The following is a 14,067-nucleotide window of genomic DNA, read 5'->3' as shown; positions in this document are numbered from 1 at the left end:
TAGACTGCCCCTGTCCCGTGCCTGTCGGCACGCAGAATCCGAACCTTGGGGAGATCCCGCCGTGACCGAGCCCCTCTCCGACAACACCGCCGATGTGATCGTCGTGGGCGCGGGGCCGGCCGGCTCCGCCACCGCGTACCACCTGGCCAGGGCCGGCCTCGATGTCCTGCTGCTGGAGAAGACCGCGTTCCCCCGGGAGAAGGTCTGCGGCGACGGTCTGACACCGCGCGCGGTCAAACAGCTCGTCGCCATGGGCATCGACATCTCCGAGGAGGCCGGCTGGCTGCGCAACAAGGGCCTGCGCATCATCGGCGGCGGCACCCGGCTCCAGCTCGACTGGCCGGATCTGGCCTCCTACCCGGACTACGGACTCGTGCGCAGGCGCGACGACTTCGACGAACAGCTCGCCCGGCAGGCCCAGAAGGCGGGCGCCCGCCTGTACGAGCGCTGCAACGTCGGCGCCCCGGTCCTCGACGACCGCACCGGCCGCATCACCGGGGTCACCGCCAAGCTGGGCGAGGACAAGCGCGAGGTCACCTTCCGCGCGCCGCTGGTCGTGGCCGCCGACGGCAACTCCACGCGGCTCTCCCTGGCGATGGGCCTGCACCGCCGCGAGGACCGCCCGATGGGCGTCGCCGTGCGCACGTACTTCACCAGCCCGCGCCACGACGACGACTACCTGGAGTCCTGGCTGGAGCTGTGGGACCGGCGCGGCCCCCAGGACCGCCTGCTGCCCGGCTACGGCTGGATCTTCGGCATGGGCGACGGTACGAGCAACGTCGGCCTGGGCGTGCTCAACACCTCCGCGTCCTTCAAGGAGCTGGACTGGCGCGAGATCCTGAAGGCGTGGTGCGCGTCCACCCCCGCGGAGTGGGGCTACACCCCCGAGAACATGACCGGGCCGATCCGCGGCGCCGCCCTGCCCATGGCCTTCAACCGGCAGCCCCACTACACGCGCGGGCTGCTGCTGGTCGGTGACGCGGGCGGACTGGTCAACCCGTTCAACGGCGAGGGCATCGCCTACGCCATGGAGTCCGGTCAGCTCGCCGCCGAGATCATCGCCCAGGCGCAGGCGCGGACGACCCCCGCGCAGCGGGAGATGGCCCTCCAGCGCTACCCGCGCGTGCTGAAGGACACCTACGGCGGCTACTACACGCTGGGCCGCGCCTTCGTGAAGCTCATCGGCAACCCGAAGGTCATGCAGCTCGCCACGCAGCGCGGGCTCACCCACCCGCTGCTGATGAAGTTCACCCTGAAGATGCTCGCCAACCTCACCGACCCGACCGGCGGCGACGCGATGGACCGCATCATCAACGGCCTGAGCAAGGTGGCGCCGAGCGCCTGACCGGCCCGCGCCCCGCGTGCTCCGCGCCCCGCGTGCGCGCACGCCGAAGGGCCGCAGCCCCCGAGCGGCTGCGGCCCTTTCCGGTGGCGCGGGTGCCTCAGAGCACGCGCACCGCGCCGCTCGGCGGGTCGTAGGAGAGCGGCTTGAGGACGACGCCGGTGGACGGGTTCTGCGCGCCGACGAACATGCCGTCGCCGACGTAGACGCCCACGTGGTAGGCGCTGCCCGCGCCGCCCCAGTAGAGGATGTCGCCGGGCTGCAGGTTGCTGAGCGAGACCTGCGTGCCGGCCGTGGACTGGGCCTGGGAGACGCGCGGCAGGTCGACGCCGACCTGCTTGAAGGCGGCCTGCACGAGACCCGAGCAGTCCCAGGAGTTGGGGCCCGTGCTGCCGAGGACGTAGGCGTCGCCGACCTGGGCCTTGACGAAGGCGACGACCGCGGCGGCGGAGCCGGTGGCCGTGGACGTGCTGACGCTGCTGCTGCTCGCGCTGACGGCGGTGCCGGTGCCGGCGGCCGACGGGGCGGTCAGGGTGGCGCGTTCGGCGGTGCGCGAGGCGCGCTCGGCGGCGGCCTTGCGGGCGGCCTCGTCGGCCTTCTTCTTGGCCTCGGCCGCCTTCTTCTTGGCGATGACGAGGTCGGCCTTGGCGGTCTTGGCCGCCTTGGTGGCGGCGGCGTCGCGTTCGGCGCGCAGTTCGTAGTGGGCGGCGGCCTGCTGGGTGGCGTCGGCCGACTGGGCGACCTGAGCGGCCAGGCCGGCCGTCAGGGTGGGCAGTTCGAGCGTCTGCGTCACGGGTTCGGCCGCGCTGGCCGAAGCGGACGACGCGCCGGTCACTGCCAGGGTGCTGAGGACGCCACCGGCAACTCCGGCCCGCATCGCGAGGGTCGTCGGCGCGGTTCGCCGGGGCTTCCGGTGGCTGCGTATGTGAGCGGTGTGGGACATGGGTACAACCGGTATCAGGAGCTCCTCCATACCTACAAGGAACGTGTGCTGCGCCACAGTTGTTCAACGCAGCCCCCAAATCCCGGGCGTGTCGCCCTTTATTGACGCCGTAACGGACATTGCGGGCGGGCCGTAACCGGCCTGTGATCACGGTGTTTGATCGTTTCGCCCGGATTGCCCCGCGCTTACCACTGGTTGAGGCAATTGGCCAAGCCCGGTTTCCGGACGCCTCGTCAGGGTGTGGTGGAGGTCACGGAACGGTCACTCCGCCGGTCGCGTCCGTCGCGCGAACGTCCCGTACGCCCCAACTGCCGCGTACGCCCCTTCTGTCCGTCCGGTGTACATGTCCCCCTTCCGTCACTCCCTCTCCCGGCCTTCCCTGGCCCCTTCCGTCACTCCCTCGCCGGGGTCGCTCACGCGCCCGTCGCGCCCGCCCCGCTCGGCCCGCGCTCCGCTCGTGATCGCGTGCACGCGTTCACATCGCGTCCCGCATCTCCCTCGCGGGTGTGAACGCGCCTCTATCAAGAGATCCGGTCCAGGGCGAATTTGCATGCACAGGAAGCATCTTGATATGGAGACGCGCCTTCGCGCACGTCTCTGACCAGCGAAGTCGATCGAATATGTCACCTATGGTGATCGGCTGAACGCTTCCTGTGCGAAGATCACCGCTCCTCCGGCTTCATGATCCTTCGTCAGGTGGTAAAGATCACAAAGCCGGAGCGATACCCCGTGTCGCAGATCACAGAGCGGCGGGCATAGGATGCGAGGCAGTTGGGCTTGTGACCTGCTTCACATGTTCTCGATCTTCGTCGCAGCAGGCGGAGTTCGGGGGCTGCCGAGGCGGCTGTGAGCCCAGGCAACACTCCTCCGGGGCGGCACCGCCCGGCCCGGGGGGACCGCCAGCAGTCAGTGCCGACTGAGAGGAGCGAGGAGCGGTGAACGCGTATGCGCCCATCCTCGTACTGGGAGCCCTCGGGGCAGGCTTTGCGATCTTCTCCGTGGTCATGGCCACGCTGATCGGTCCGAAGCGGTACAACCGGGCCCGGCTAGAGGCCTACGAGTGCGGCATCGAGCCGACCCCCACGCCCGCCGGCGGTGGGCGCTTCCCCATCAAGTACTACCTGACGGCGATGCTCTTCATCGTCTTCGACATCGAGATCGTCTTCCTCTATCCCTGGGCCGTCACCTTCGACGCCCTGGGGATCTTCGGGCTCGTGGAGATGCTGCTCTTCGTGCTCACCGTCTTCGTCGCGTACGCGTACGTATGGCGGCGCGGCGGCCTGGAATGGGACTGAGGGGCTAGTCATGGGACTCGAAGAAAAGCTTCCGAGCGGATTCCTCCTTACCACCGTCGAGCAGGCCGCGGGCTGGGTGCGCAAGTCGTCCGTCTTCCCCGCCACCTTCGGCCTCGCCTGCTGCGCCATCGAGATGATGACCACCGGCGCCGGCCGTTACGACCTGGCGCGCTTCGGCATGGAGGTCTTCCGCGGCTCACCGCGCCAGGCCGACCTGATGATCGTCGCGGGCCGGGTCAGCCAGAAGATGGCGCCGGTGCTGCGGCAGGTCTACGACCAGATGCCGAACCCGAAGTGGGTGATCTCCATGGGGGTCTGCGCCTCCTCGGGCGGCATGTTCAACAACTACGCGATCGTCCAGGGCGTCGACCACATCGTCCCCGTCGACATCTACCTCCCCGGCTGCCCGCCCCGCCCCGAGATGCTGATGGACGCCATCCTCAAGCTCCACCAGAAGATCCAGAACACCAAGCTCGGCGTCAACGCCGAGGAGGCGGCCCGCGAGGCGGAGGAGGCGGCGCTCAAGGCACTGCCCACCATCGAGATGAAGGGGCTGCTGCGATGAGCGAGGCGAACGGCAACGGGGTCAACCCCGAGAAGGACCTCTCCGCCGGGAACCTCCCCGGCCGGCGCGGCGAGGGCGGCGAGGAGATCCGCGTCCAGCGCGGCATGTTCGGCGCCAACAACGGCGGCGACACCTCCGGGTACGGCGGGCTGGTCCGCTCGGTCCGCCTGCCGGGACCGGCGAGCAGGCCCTACGGCGGCTGGTTCGACGAGGTCGCCGACGAGTTGGAGGGCGCCCTGGAGGAACAGGGCCTGCTCCCGGAGAACGCGATCGAGAAGACGGTCGTCGACCGCGACGAACTGACCTTCCACATCGAGCGCGAGCACCTGGTCCGCGTCGCCCGCACCCTGCGCGACGACCCGGCCCTCCGCTTCGAACTGTGCACCGGCGTCAGCGGCGTCCACTACCCGAACGACACCGGCCGCGAACTGCACGCCGTCTACCACCTGCGCTCGATCACCCACAACCGGGTGATCCGGCTGGAGGTCAGCGCCCCCGACGCCGACCCCCGCATCCCGTCGCTGTTCGAGGTGTACCCGACCAACGACTGGCACGAGCGGGAGACCTACGACTTCTTCGGCATCGTCTTCGACGGTCACCCGGCCCTGACCCGGATCATGATGCCGGACGACTGGCAGGGCCACCCGCAGCGCAAGGACTACCCCCTCGGCGGCATCCCCGTCGAGTACAAGGGCGCCCAGATCCCGGCTCCGGACCAGCGGAGGTCGTACTCGTGAGCACCACCCCGTCCGCGTCGGCACGCGAGACCACCGAAGGCCCCGTCTACACCGTCACCGGCGGTGACTGGGACGAGGTCGTGCAGACCGCGGCCCGTACCGACGACGAGCGCATCGTCGTCAACATGGGCCCCCAGCACCCCTCCACCCACGGGGTGCTCCGCCTGATCCTGGAGATCGACGGCGAGACCGTCACCGAGGCCCGCTGCGGCATCGGTTACCTCCACACCGGCATCGAGAAGAATCTCGAATACCGGACCTGGACCCAGGGCACCACGTTCGTGACGCGCATGGACTACCTGACGCCGTTCTTCAACGAGACGGCGTACTGCCTGGGCGTCGAGCGGCTGCTCGGCATCGAGGACGACGTCCCGGACCGCGCCTCCGTCATCCGGGTCCTCCTCATGGAGCTGAACCGGCTCTCCTCCCACCTGGTGTGCATCGCCACCGGCGGCATGGAGCTGGGCGCCACCACGATCATGATCTACGGCTTCCGCGACCGCGAGCTGGTCCTCGACATCTTCGAGCTGATCACCGGCCTGCGGATGAACCACGCGTACGTCCGCCCCGGCGGGCTCGCCCAGGACCTGCCGCCGGGCGCCGTGGACCAGATCCGCGCCTTCGTGAAGAAGATGAAGAAGAACCTCCCCGAGTACGACAAGCTCGCCACCGGGAACCCGATCTTCAAGGCCCGTATGCAGGACGTCGGTTATCTCGACCTGGCCGGCTGCATGGCCCTCGGCGCCACCGGCCCGGTCCTGCGCTCCACCGGCCTGCCGCACGACCTGCGCAAGGCGCAGCCGTACTGCGGTTACGAGACCTACGACTTCGACGTGCCGACCGCCGACACCTGTGACTCCTACGGCCGTTTCCTGATCCGGCTGGAGGAGATGCGCCAGTCGCTGCGGATCGTCGAGCAGTGCCTGGACCGGCTGGCGCCCGGACCGGTCATGGTCGCCGACAAGAAGATCGCCTGGCCCGCCCAGCTCGCCCTGGGACCGGACGGACTGGGCAACTCCCTCGACCACATCAAGAAGATCATGGGCACCTCCATGGAGGCCCTGATCCACCACTTCAAGCTGGTCACCGAGGGCTTCCGCGTCCCGCCGGGACAGACGTACGCGGCCGTCGAGTCACCCAAGGGCGAACTCGGCGTGCACGTCGTCTCCGACGGCGGCACCCGCCCCTTCCGGGTCCACTTCCGCGACCCGTCCTTCACCAACCTTCAGTCCATGGCGGCGATGTGCGAGGGCGGCCAGGTCGCCGACGTCATCGTCGCCGTGGCGTCCCTCGACCCCGTGATGGGAGGCGTCGACCGGTGACCACCTCACCCTCGGAGCGGGGCGTCAGCCTGGGCATGCCCCAACCGCCCGCGCCCGCCTACCCGGACGACGTCCGCGCCCGGCTGGAGGCCGACGCGCGCGAGGTCGTCGCCCGCTACCCCGACTCCCGGTCCGCCCTCCTGCCGCTGCTGCACCTCGTGCAGTCCGAGGAGGGCCACGTCACCCGCGCCGGCATGCGGTTCTGCGCCGAGGTGCTCGGCCTGACCACGGCGGAGGTCACCGCCGTCGCCACCTTCTACTCCATGTACCGGCGCCGGGCCGGCGGCGACTACCAAGTCGGCGTCTGCACCAACACCCTGTGTGCGGTCATGGGCGGCGACGCCCTCTTCGAGTCCCTCCAGGAACACCTGGGCGTCGGCAACGGCGAGACCACCGAGGACGGCACGATCACGCTGGAGCACATCGAGTGCAACGCGGCCTGCGACTACGCGCCGGTCGTGATGATCAACTGGGAGTTCTTCGACAACCAGACGCCGGAGAGCATCCGGCGCGTCGTCGACGACCTGCGGGCCGGCCGCGAGGTCACGCCGACCCGGGGCGCACCCCTGTGCACCTTCAAGGAGACCTCCCGCATCCTGGCCGGCTTCCCCGACGAGCGGGACGGCGCCGTCGCCGGCGGCGGCAGCGCGGGCCCCGCCTCCCTCGCCGGACTGAAGCTGGCCAAGGGCGAGGCGCCCGCCGCGCGCGTGGTGAGCCCCCGCGACGGCGGACCCGCCGAGCCGCCGAAGGGCGCCGTGCACGACCCGTCGCCGGCGGAACACCTCGGCTCGCACGACGCGCCGCAGGAGACGTCGGCGTCCGACCCGGCCCACCCGGCCGGGCCCACCGCCGAGGAGGGGGAGTGATGACCTTGGCAGCGGAGATCAAGGACACCAGCCCGGAGAAGCTGCTCGCACCGGTGCTGTCGGCCTTCTGGGACCAGGACGAGTCCTGGACGCTCGACGTCTACCGCCGGCACGAGGGGTACGAGGGGCTGCGCAAGGCCCTGGCGATGGACCCCGACGACCTGATCGCGTACGTCAAGGACTCCGGTCTGCGCGGACGCGGCGGCGCCGGCTTCCCCACCGGGATGAAGTGGCAGTTCATCCCGCAGGGCGACGGCAAGCCCCACTACCTCGTGGTCAACGCGGACGAGTCGGAGCCGGGCACCTGCAAGGACATCCCGCTCCTGTTCGCCAACCCGCACGCCCTCATCGAGGGCATCGTCATCGCCTGCCACGCCATCCGCTCCTCGCACGCCTTCGTCTACCTGCGCGGCGAGGTCGTCCCCGTGCTGCGCCGGCTGCACGAGGCCGTGCGCGAGGCGTACGCGGCCGGCTACCTCGGCGAGGACATCCTCGGCAGCGGACTCGACCTCGACCTCACGGTGCACGCGGGCGCGGGCGCGTACATCTGCGGTGAGGAGACGGCGCTGCTCGACTCCCTCGAAGGGCGCCGCGGCCAGCCCCGGCTGCGTCCCCCCTTCCCCGCCGTCGCCGGTCTGTACGCCTGCCCCACCGTGGTGAACAACGTCGAGTCCATCGCGTCGGTTCCCTCGATCCTCCACCGGGGCAAGGACTGGTTCCGCTCGATGGGCAGCGAGAAGTCCCCGGGCTTCACGCTCTACTCGCTCAGCGGCCACGTCGCCCGCCCCGGCCAGTACGAGGCGCCGCTCGGCGTCACCCTGCGCCAGCTCCTCGACATGAGCGGCGGGATGCGCCCCGGCCACCGGCTGAAGTTCTGGACGCCGGGCGGTTCCTCGACGCCGATGTTCACCGACGAGCACCTCGACGTCCCCCTCGACTACGAGGGCGTCGGCGCCGCCGGCTCCATGCTCGGCACCAAGGCGCTCCAGTGCTTCGACGAGACGACCTGCGTGGTGCGGGCCGTCACCCGCTGGACCGAGTTCTACGCCCACGAGTCCTGCGGCAAGTGCACGCCCTGCCGCGAGGGCACGTACTGGCTGGTGCAGCTCATGCGGGACCTGGAGGCCGGCAAGGGCCGCATGAGCGACCTCGACAAGCTGTACGACATCGCCGACAACATCAACGGCAAGGCGTTCTGCGCCCTCGGCGACGGCGCCGCCGCGCCGATCTTCTCCTCGCTGAAGTACTTCCGCGAGGAGTACGAGCAGCACATCACCGGCCGGGGCTGCCCCTTCGACCCCGCCAGGTCGACGGCCTGGGCCGACCGTACGGAGGTGCACGCATGACCGTGACCACCAATACTGCCTCCGGTGGGGGGCAGGCGGCCCTCCCGCCGGAGGACCTGGTCACGCTGACCATCGACGGCATCGAGATCAGCGTGCCCAAGGGCACCCTCGTGATCCGGGCCGCCGAGCGGCTCGGCATCGAGATCCCGCGCTTTTGCGACCACCCCCTCCTCGACCCGGTCGGCGCCTGCCGCCAGTGCATCGTCGAGGTGGAGGGCCAGCGCAAGCCGATGGCCTCCTGCACCATCACCTGCACCGACGGGATGGTGGTGAGGACGCAGCTCACCTCACCGGTCGCGGAGAAGGCCCAGAAGGGTGTGATGGAGCTGCTGCTCATCAACCACCCGCTGGACTGCCCGGTCTGCGACAAGGGCGGCGAGTGCCCGCTGCAGAACCAGGCCATGTCGCACGGCCAGTCCGACTCCCGCTTCGACGGCCGCAAGCGGACCTTCGCCAAGCCCGTGCCGATCTCCACGCAGGTGCTGCTCGACCGCGAGCGGTGCGTGCTGTGCGCCCGCTGCACCCGGTTCTCCAACCAGGTCGCCGGCGACCCGATGATCGAGCTGCTGGAACGCGGCGCGCTCCAGCAGGTCGGCACCGGCGAGGGCGACCCGTTCGAGTCGTACTTCTCCGGCAACACCATCCAGATCTGCCCGGTCGGCGCGCTCACCTCCGCCGCCTACCGGTTCCGCTCCCGCCCCTTCGACCTGATCTCCTCGCCGTCCGTGTGCGAGCACTGCTCGGGCGGCTGCGCCACCCGCACCGACCACCGGCGCGGCCGGGTCATGCGGCGGCTCGCCGCCCACGACCCCGAGGTCAACGAGGAGTGGATCTGCGACAAGGGCCGCTTCGGCTTCCGGTACGCGCAGCAGCGCGACCGGCTCACCACGCCGCTGGTGCGCAACGCCGAGGGCGAACTGGAGCCCGCCTCCTGGCCGGACGCGCTGCGGATCGCCGCGCAGGGCCTGCTCGCCTCCCGGGGCCGGACCGGTGTCCTGGCCGGCGGGCGGCTCACCGTCGAGGACGCCTACGCCTACAGCAAGTTCGCGCGGGTGGCCCTCGACACCAACGACATCGACTTCCGGGCCCGCGTGCACAGCGCCGAGGAGGCCGACTTCCTCGCCGCCCACGTCGCCGGACACGGCCGGGACCTGGACGGCGGCGGGGTCACCTACGCCGCCCTGGAGAAGGCGCCGGCCGTGCTTTTGGTCGGTTTCGAGGCGGAGGAGGAGGCGCCCGGCGTCTTCCTGCGGCTGCGCAAGGCGTGGCGCCGGCACGGGCAGAAGGTGTACGCCCTGGCCACCCACGCCACCCGCGGCCTCACCAAGGCCGGCGGCACCCTGCTGCCCGCCGCGCCCGGCACCGAGACCGAGTGGCTGGACGCGCTGGCCGGCGGGGTCGGCCTGGAGGACGACGGCAGCCGGGCCGCGGAGGACCTGCGGACCGAGGGCGCGGTGATCGTCGTCGGCGAGCGGCTGGCCGGCGTGGCCGGCGGGCTCACCGCCGCCGTGCGCACCGCGGCGGCCACCGGCGCCCGACTGGTGTGGGTCCCGCGCCGGGCCGGGGAGCGCGGCGCCGTCGAGACGGGCGCCCTGCCGGGGCTGCTGCCGGGCGGACGCCCGGCCACCGACCCGCGGGCGCGGCAGGAGGTCGCCGCGGTCTGGGGCCTGGCCGAACTGCCGCACCGCCACGGCCGCGACACCGGCCAGATCGTCGAGGCCGCCGCCGCGGGCGAGTTGCAGGCGCTGCTGGTGGCGGGCGTGGAGGTCACGGACCTGCCCGATCCGGCGCGTGCCCGCGAGGCGCTCGACGAGGTCGGCTTCCTGGTCTCGCTGGAGCTGCGGCCCGGCGAGATCACCGGCCGGGCCGACGTGGTCCTGCCGGTCGCGGCGGTCGCCGAGAAGGCGGGCACCTTCCTCAACTGGGAGGGCCGGGTCCGCTCCTTCGAGGCCGCGCTCAAGCCCGAGCAGATGACCCGGCGCCTGGCGCCGACCGACGGCCGGGTGCTCCAGATGCTGGCCGACGCCATGGACGTCCACCTCGGACTGCCCGACCTCGCCACCACGCGCGGGGAGATCGACCGGCTCGGCCCCTGGGACGGCCCGCGCGCCGCCGAGTCCCGGCACACGGCGAGCGCGCTGCCGCGCCCGGCCGCCGGGGAGGCGGTGCTCGCCGGGCACCGGCTCCTGCTCGACCTGGGCCTGCTCCAGCAGGGCGACGAGGCGCTGGCCGGCACCCGGCACGCCGCCTGTGCCCGGGTGTCGTCCGCCACGGCCGCCGAGGCGGGCGTCAAGGACGGCGACCCGCTGGCCGTCACCGGACCCGCCGGGACCGTCGAACTCCCGCTCACCGTCACCGACATGCCCGACCGGGTGGTCTGGCTCCCGCTGAACTCGGCCGGCGCCGGCGTCGCCTCCGACGCCGGGGCGCTGCCCGGTTCCCTCGTCCGCATCGGCCCGGCCACGCTCGCCGGAGCGGCCCCCAAGGAGGTGGAGGCATGAGCCCGTACCTCGCCGCTGAAGACCTCTCCATGTTCGGCACCGACCCGTGGTGGCTGGTGGCCGTCAAGGCGGTCTTCTGCTTCGCCTTCCTGATGGTGACCGTGCTCTTCTCCATCGTGTGGGAGCGCAAGGTCGTCGCCTGGATGCAGCTCCGCATCGGCCCGAACCGGAACGGCCCCTGGGGCATGCTCCAGTCGCTCGCCGACGGCGTGAAGCTGATGCTCAAGGAAGACGTCATCGTCAAGCGCGCCGACAAGGTGGTGTACGTCCTCGCGCCGATCGTCGCGGCCGTACCGGCCTTCATGGCGATCGCGGTGATCCCCTTCGGGCCGCCCGGCAACGAGGTGTCGATCTTCGGTCAGCGCACCGCGATGCAACTCACCGACCTGCCGATCGCCATGCTCTACATCCTGGCGGTCGCCTCCATCGGCATCTACGGCATCGTCCTCGCCGGCTGGAGCTCCGGCTCCACCTACCCGCTGCTCGGCGGCTTGCGCTCCTGCGCGCAGATGATCTCGTACGAGATCGCCATGGGCGCCGCGTTCGCCTCGGTGTTCCTCTACTCCGGGTCGATGTCGACCTCGGAGATCGTCGCGCAGCAGACCGACCGGTGGTACGTGCTGCTGCTGCCGGTCTCCTTCGTGCTGTACATCATCACGATGGTCGGCGAGACCAACCGCGCCCCCTTCGACATGCCGGAGTCCGAGGGCGACCTCGTGGGCGGCTTCAACACCGAGTACTCGTCGATCAAGTTCGCGATGTTCATGCTCGCCGAGTACGTGAACATGGTGACGGTCTCGGCGGTCGCGGTGACGCTCTTCCTGGGCGGCTGGCGGGCGCCTTGGCCGGTCAGCACCTTCTGGGAGGGCGCGAACCACGGCTGGTGGCCGATGCTCTGGTTCGTCCTCAAGGTGCAGTTGCTGCTGTTCTTCTTCATCTGGCTGCGCGGCACCCTGCCCCGGGTCCGCTACGACCAGCTCATGAAGCTCGGCTGGAAGGTCCTCATCCCGGTCGCGCTGGTGTGGCTGATGCTCGTCGCCACCGTGCGCGCCCTGAAGAACGAGAACTACGGCTTCGCGGACATCGCCCTCTACATCGCCGGCGGCGTCCTGGTCCTGCTGCTCGTCTCCTTCGTCGTCGACCTGTACCGCGACCGGGCGGGACGGTCCGCGCCGCCCGCCGAGGAGCCGCCCGCCTTCGACCCGATGGCCGGCGGGTTCCCCGTACCGCCGCTGCCCGGCCAGCAGTTGCCGCCCGTACCGCGGCGCCGGCCGGCCCGGGAGCGCGAACTGATCGCCAGCGGCGGACCCGACGCCCGGAGCGACGGACCTCTGGGCGGACCTACGGATGGAAAGGAGGCGTCCGATGGCTGAGGAACCCAAGGAGACCGCACCCGGTTTCCTGAACCCCGTGGCCGGCTTCGGCGTGACCTTCAAGGCCATGTTCAAGAAGCGGCTCACCGAGCAGTACCCGGAGCAGCGCAAGACCACCGCTCCGCGTTTCCACGGACGGCACCAGCTCAACCGCCATCCGGACGGCCTGGAGAAGTGCATCGGCTGCGAACTGTGCGCGTGGGCCTGCCCGGCCGACGCGATCTACGTGGAGGGCGCCGACAACACCGACGAGGAACGCTACTCGCCGGGCGAGCGCTACGGCCGCGTCTACCAGATCAACTACGCCCGCTGCATCCTGTGCGGGCTCTGCATCGAGGCGTGCCCGACCCGGGCGCTGACGATGACCAACGAGTTCGAACTGGCCGACGCCACCCGCGCCGACCTCATCTACACCAAGGAGCAACTGCTCGCCGGGCTGGAGGACGGCATGGTGGACTCGCCGCACGCCATCTACCCGGGCACCGACGAACAGGACTACTACCGGGGTCTGGTGACGGAGGCGGCGCCCGGTACCGAGCGGCAGGTGGCCCACACCCAGGGCGAGGTGCCGCAGGAGGGCGAGTCCACCTTCGGCGAGGACGAACCTGCCTCGGAGAAGGTGATCCGTCCATGACCGCGCTCGCCGCCTACACGACCTCCACCGGAGAGGCCGTCCAGTTCTGGGTCCTGGGCACCGTCGCGGTGATCGGCGCCCTGTGCACCGTCCTCATGCGACGGGCGGTGCACAGCGCGCTCTGCCTCGCCGCGACCATGATCATCCTGGCGGTGTTCTACCTCGCCAACGGCGCCTACTTCCTCGGCATCGTGCAGATCGTCGTCTACACCGGCGCCGTCATGATGCTCTTCCTGTTCGTGGTGATGCTGGTCGGCGTCACCGCGGCGGACTCCCTGAAGGAGACCATCCGGGGCCAGCGCTGGCTGGCCCTGCTCTGCGGGACGGGCTTCGGCGTCCTGCTCGTCGGCGGTATCGGCAACGCCTCGATCACGCAGTTCGACGGGCTCGCCGTGGCCAACGCCAACGGCAACGTCGAGGGCATCGCCGCCCTGGTCTTCACCCGGTACGTCTTCGCCTTCGAGCTGACCGGCGCGCTGCTCATCACGGCCGCCGTCGGCGCCATGGTGCTCACCCACCGGGAGCGCACCGAGCGGGTCCGGACCCAGCGCGAGCTGTCCGAGCAGCGGCTGCGCGAGGGCAGGTACCTGCCGCCGCTGCCCGCCCCCGGCGTCTACGCCCGGCACAACGCGGTCGACATCGCCGGGCTGCTGCCCGACGGCACCCCGTCCGAGCTGACGGTGAGCAAGACGCTGCGCGAGCGCGGCCAGATCCGGGACGTGTCGATGGAGGCGCTCAACGATCTCAAGGCCCTGGAGCAGCGGTCCGAGGAGCGCCTGGAGCGCAAGGCGATCGGCCCGGCCACCTTCAAGGGGTCCGAGGAGGCATCGAAGTGAACCCCGTCAACTACCTCTATCTGGCGGCGCTGTTGTTCACGATCGGCGCCACCGGTGTACTGATCCGGCGCAACGCGATCGTGGTCTTCATGTGCGTGGAGCTGATGCTCAACGCCTGCAACCTCGCCTTCGTCGCCTTCTCCCGGCTGCACGGCAACCTCGACGGCCAGATCATCGCCTTCTTCACGATGGTGGTCGCCGCCGCGGAGGTCGTGGTGGGACTCGCGATCATCGTGTCCCTGTTCCGTTCCCGCCACTCGGCCTCGGTCGACGACGCCAGCCTGATGAAGCTGTGAGGGGTCGGTAG

General features: G+C 70.7%; 13 protein-coding genes. 12 read left to right on the top strand and 1 reads right to left on the bottom strand.

What is annotated here, in order from left to right; all coding sequences use genetic code 11:
• Positions 1-61: 61 nt before the first annotated feature.
• Positions 62-1,345: a geranylgeranyl reductase family protein gene (locus J5Y05_RS20300; protein WP_210874438.1), complete on the top strand. Its 1,284-nt coding sequence runs from the start codon at positions 62-64 to the stop codon at positions 1,343-1,345.
• 97 nt (positions 1,346-1,442) lie between these two features.
• On the opposite strand, the gene J5Y05_RS20295 is transcribed toward J5Y05_RS20300, so the two are convergent.
• The gene (locus tag J5Y05_RS20295) at positions 1,443-2,285 is read right to left on the bottom strand and encodes a C40 family peptidase (protein ID WP_210874437.1); all 843 of its coding nucleotides are present in this window, start codon (positions 2,283-2,285) and stop codon (positions 1,443-1,445) included.
• Positions 2,286-3,220: 935 nt separating this feature from the next.
• Here J5Y05_RS20295 and J5Y05_RS20290 point away from each other — a divergent pair.
• From J5Y05_RS20290 to nuoK, 11 genes are read left to right on the top strand one after another with little or no spacing between them, the layout of a single operon-like run.
• Positions 3,221-3,580, top strand: a complete 360-nt coding sequence (locus J5Y05_RS20290) for an NADH-quinone oxidoreductase subunit A (protein WP_030420561.1) — start codon at positions 3,221-3,223, stop codon at positions 3,578-3,580.
• 10 nt (positions 3,581-3,590) lie between these two features.
• Positions 3,591-4,145 carry a NuoB/complex I 20 kDa subunit family protein gene (locus J5Y05_RS20285; RefSeq protein ID WP_210874436.1) on the top strand — a complete coding sequence of 185 codons (555 nt, stop codon included), beginning with the start codon at positions 3,591-3,593 and terminating at the stop codon, positions 4,143-4,145.
• On the top strand, positions 4,142-4,882 hold the full coding sequence (locus J5Y05_RS20280; protein WP_210874435.1) for an NADH-quinone oxidoreductase subunit C: 741 nt from the start codon (positions 4,142-4,144) through the stop codon (positions 4,880-4,882). The genes J5Y05_RS20285 and J5Y05_RS20280 overlap by 4 nt, the downstream gene beginning before the upstream one ends.
• Entirely contained in the window at positions 4,879-6,204 is a 1,326-nt protein-coding gene (locus J5Y05_RS20275) for an NADH-quinone oxidoreductase subunit D (RefSeq protein ID WP_210874434.1), read from the top strand. The genes J5Y05_RS20280 and J5Y05_RS20275 overlap by 4 nt, the downstream gene beginning before the upstream one ends.
• Positions 6,201-7,070 carry an NADH-quinone oxidoreductase subunit NuoE gene (gene nuoE, locus J5Y05_RS20270; protein WP_210874433.1) on the top strand — a complete coding sequence of 290 codons (870 nt, stop codon included), beginning with the start codon at positions 6,201-6,203 and terminating at the stop codon, positions 7,068-7,070. Before J5Y05_RS20275 ends, nuoE begins: the two co-directional genes overlap by 4 nt.
• Entirely contained in the window at positions 7,067-8,416 is a 1,350-nt protein-coding gene (gene nuoF / locus J5Y05_RS20265) for an NADH-quinone oxidoreductase subunit NuoF (protein WP_210874432.1), read from the top strand. The genes nuoE and nuoF overlap by 4 nt, the downstream gene beginning before the upstream one ends.
• Positions 8,413-10,917, top strand: a complete 2,505-nt coding sequence (locus J5Y05_RS20260; RefSeq protein WP_210874431.1) for an NADH-quinone oxidoreductase subunit G — start codon at positions 8,413-8,415, stop codon at positions 10,915-10,917. Before nuoF ends, J5Y05_RS20260 begins: the two co-directional genes overlap by 4 nt.
• Positions 10,914-12,290, top strand: a complete 1,377-nt coding sequence (gene nuoH / locus J5Y05_RS20255) for an NADH-quinone oxidoreductase subunit NuoH (RefSeq protein ID WP_210874430.1) — start codon at positions 10,914-10,916, stop codon at positions 12,288-12,290. Before J5Y05_RS20260 ends, nuoH begins: the two co-directional genes overlap by 4 nt.
• The gene (nuoI, locus tag J5Y05_RS20250) at positions 12,283-12,924 is read left to right on the top strand and encodes an NADH-quinone oxidoreductase subunit NuoI (protein WP_210874429.1); all 642 of its coding nucleotides are present in this window, start codon (positions 12,283-12,285) and stop codon (positions 12,922-12,924) included. Before nuoH ends, nuoI begins: the two co-directional genes overlap by 8 nt.
• Complete coding sequence (locus J5Y05_RS20245; RefSeq protein ID WP_210874428.1) at positions 12,921-13,760, top strand: NADH-quinone oxidoreductase subunit J; 840 nt, start codon at positions 12,921-12,923, stop codon at positions 13,758-13,760. Before nuoI ends, J5Y05_RS20245 begins: the two co-directional genes overlap by 4 nt.
• Positions 13,757-14,056: an NADH-quinone oxidoreductase subunit NuoK gene (nuoK, locus tag J5Y05_RS20240; RefSeq protein ID WP_006133113.1), complete on the top strand. Its 300-nt coding sequence runs from the start codon at positions 13,757-13,759 to the stop codon at positions 14,054-14,056. The genes J5Y05_RS20245 and nuoK overlap by 4 nt, the downstream gene beginning before the upstream one ends.
• The last annotated feature ends 11 nt before the right edge of the window (positions 14,057-14,067 follow it).

It is taken from the genome of Streptomyces tagetis (assembly GCF_018069565.1).
In the GTDB taxonomy this organism is placed as follows: domain Bacteria; phylum Actinomycetota; class Actinomycetes; order Streptomycetales; family Streptomycetaceae; genus Streptomyces; species Streptomyces tagetis.
Note: the sequence above shows the minus strand (reverse complement) of the source record. Positions and strands in the feature narration are given on the sequence as shown.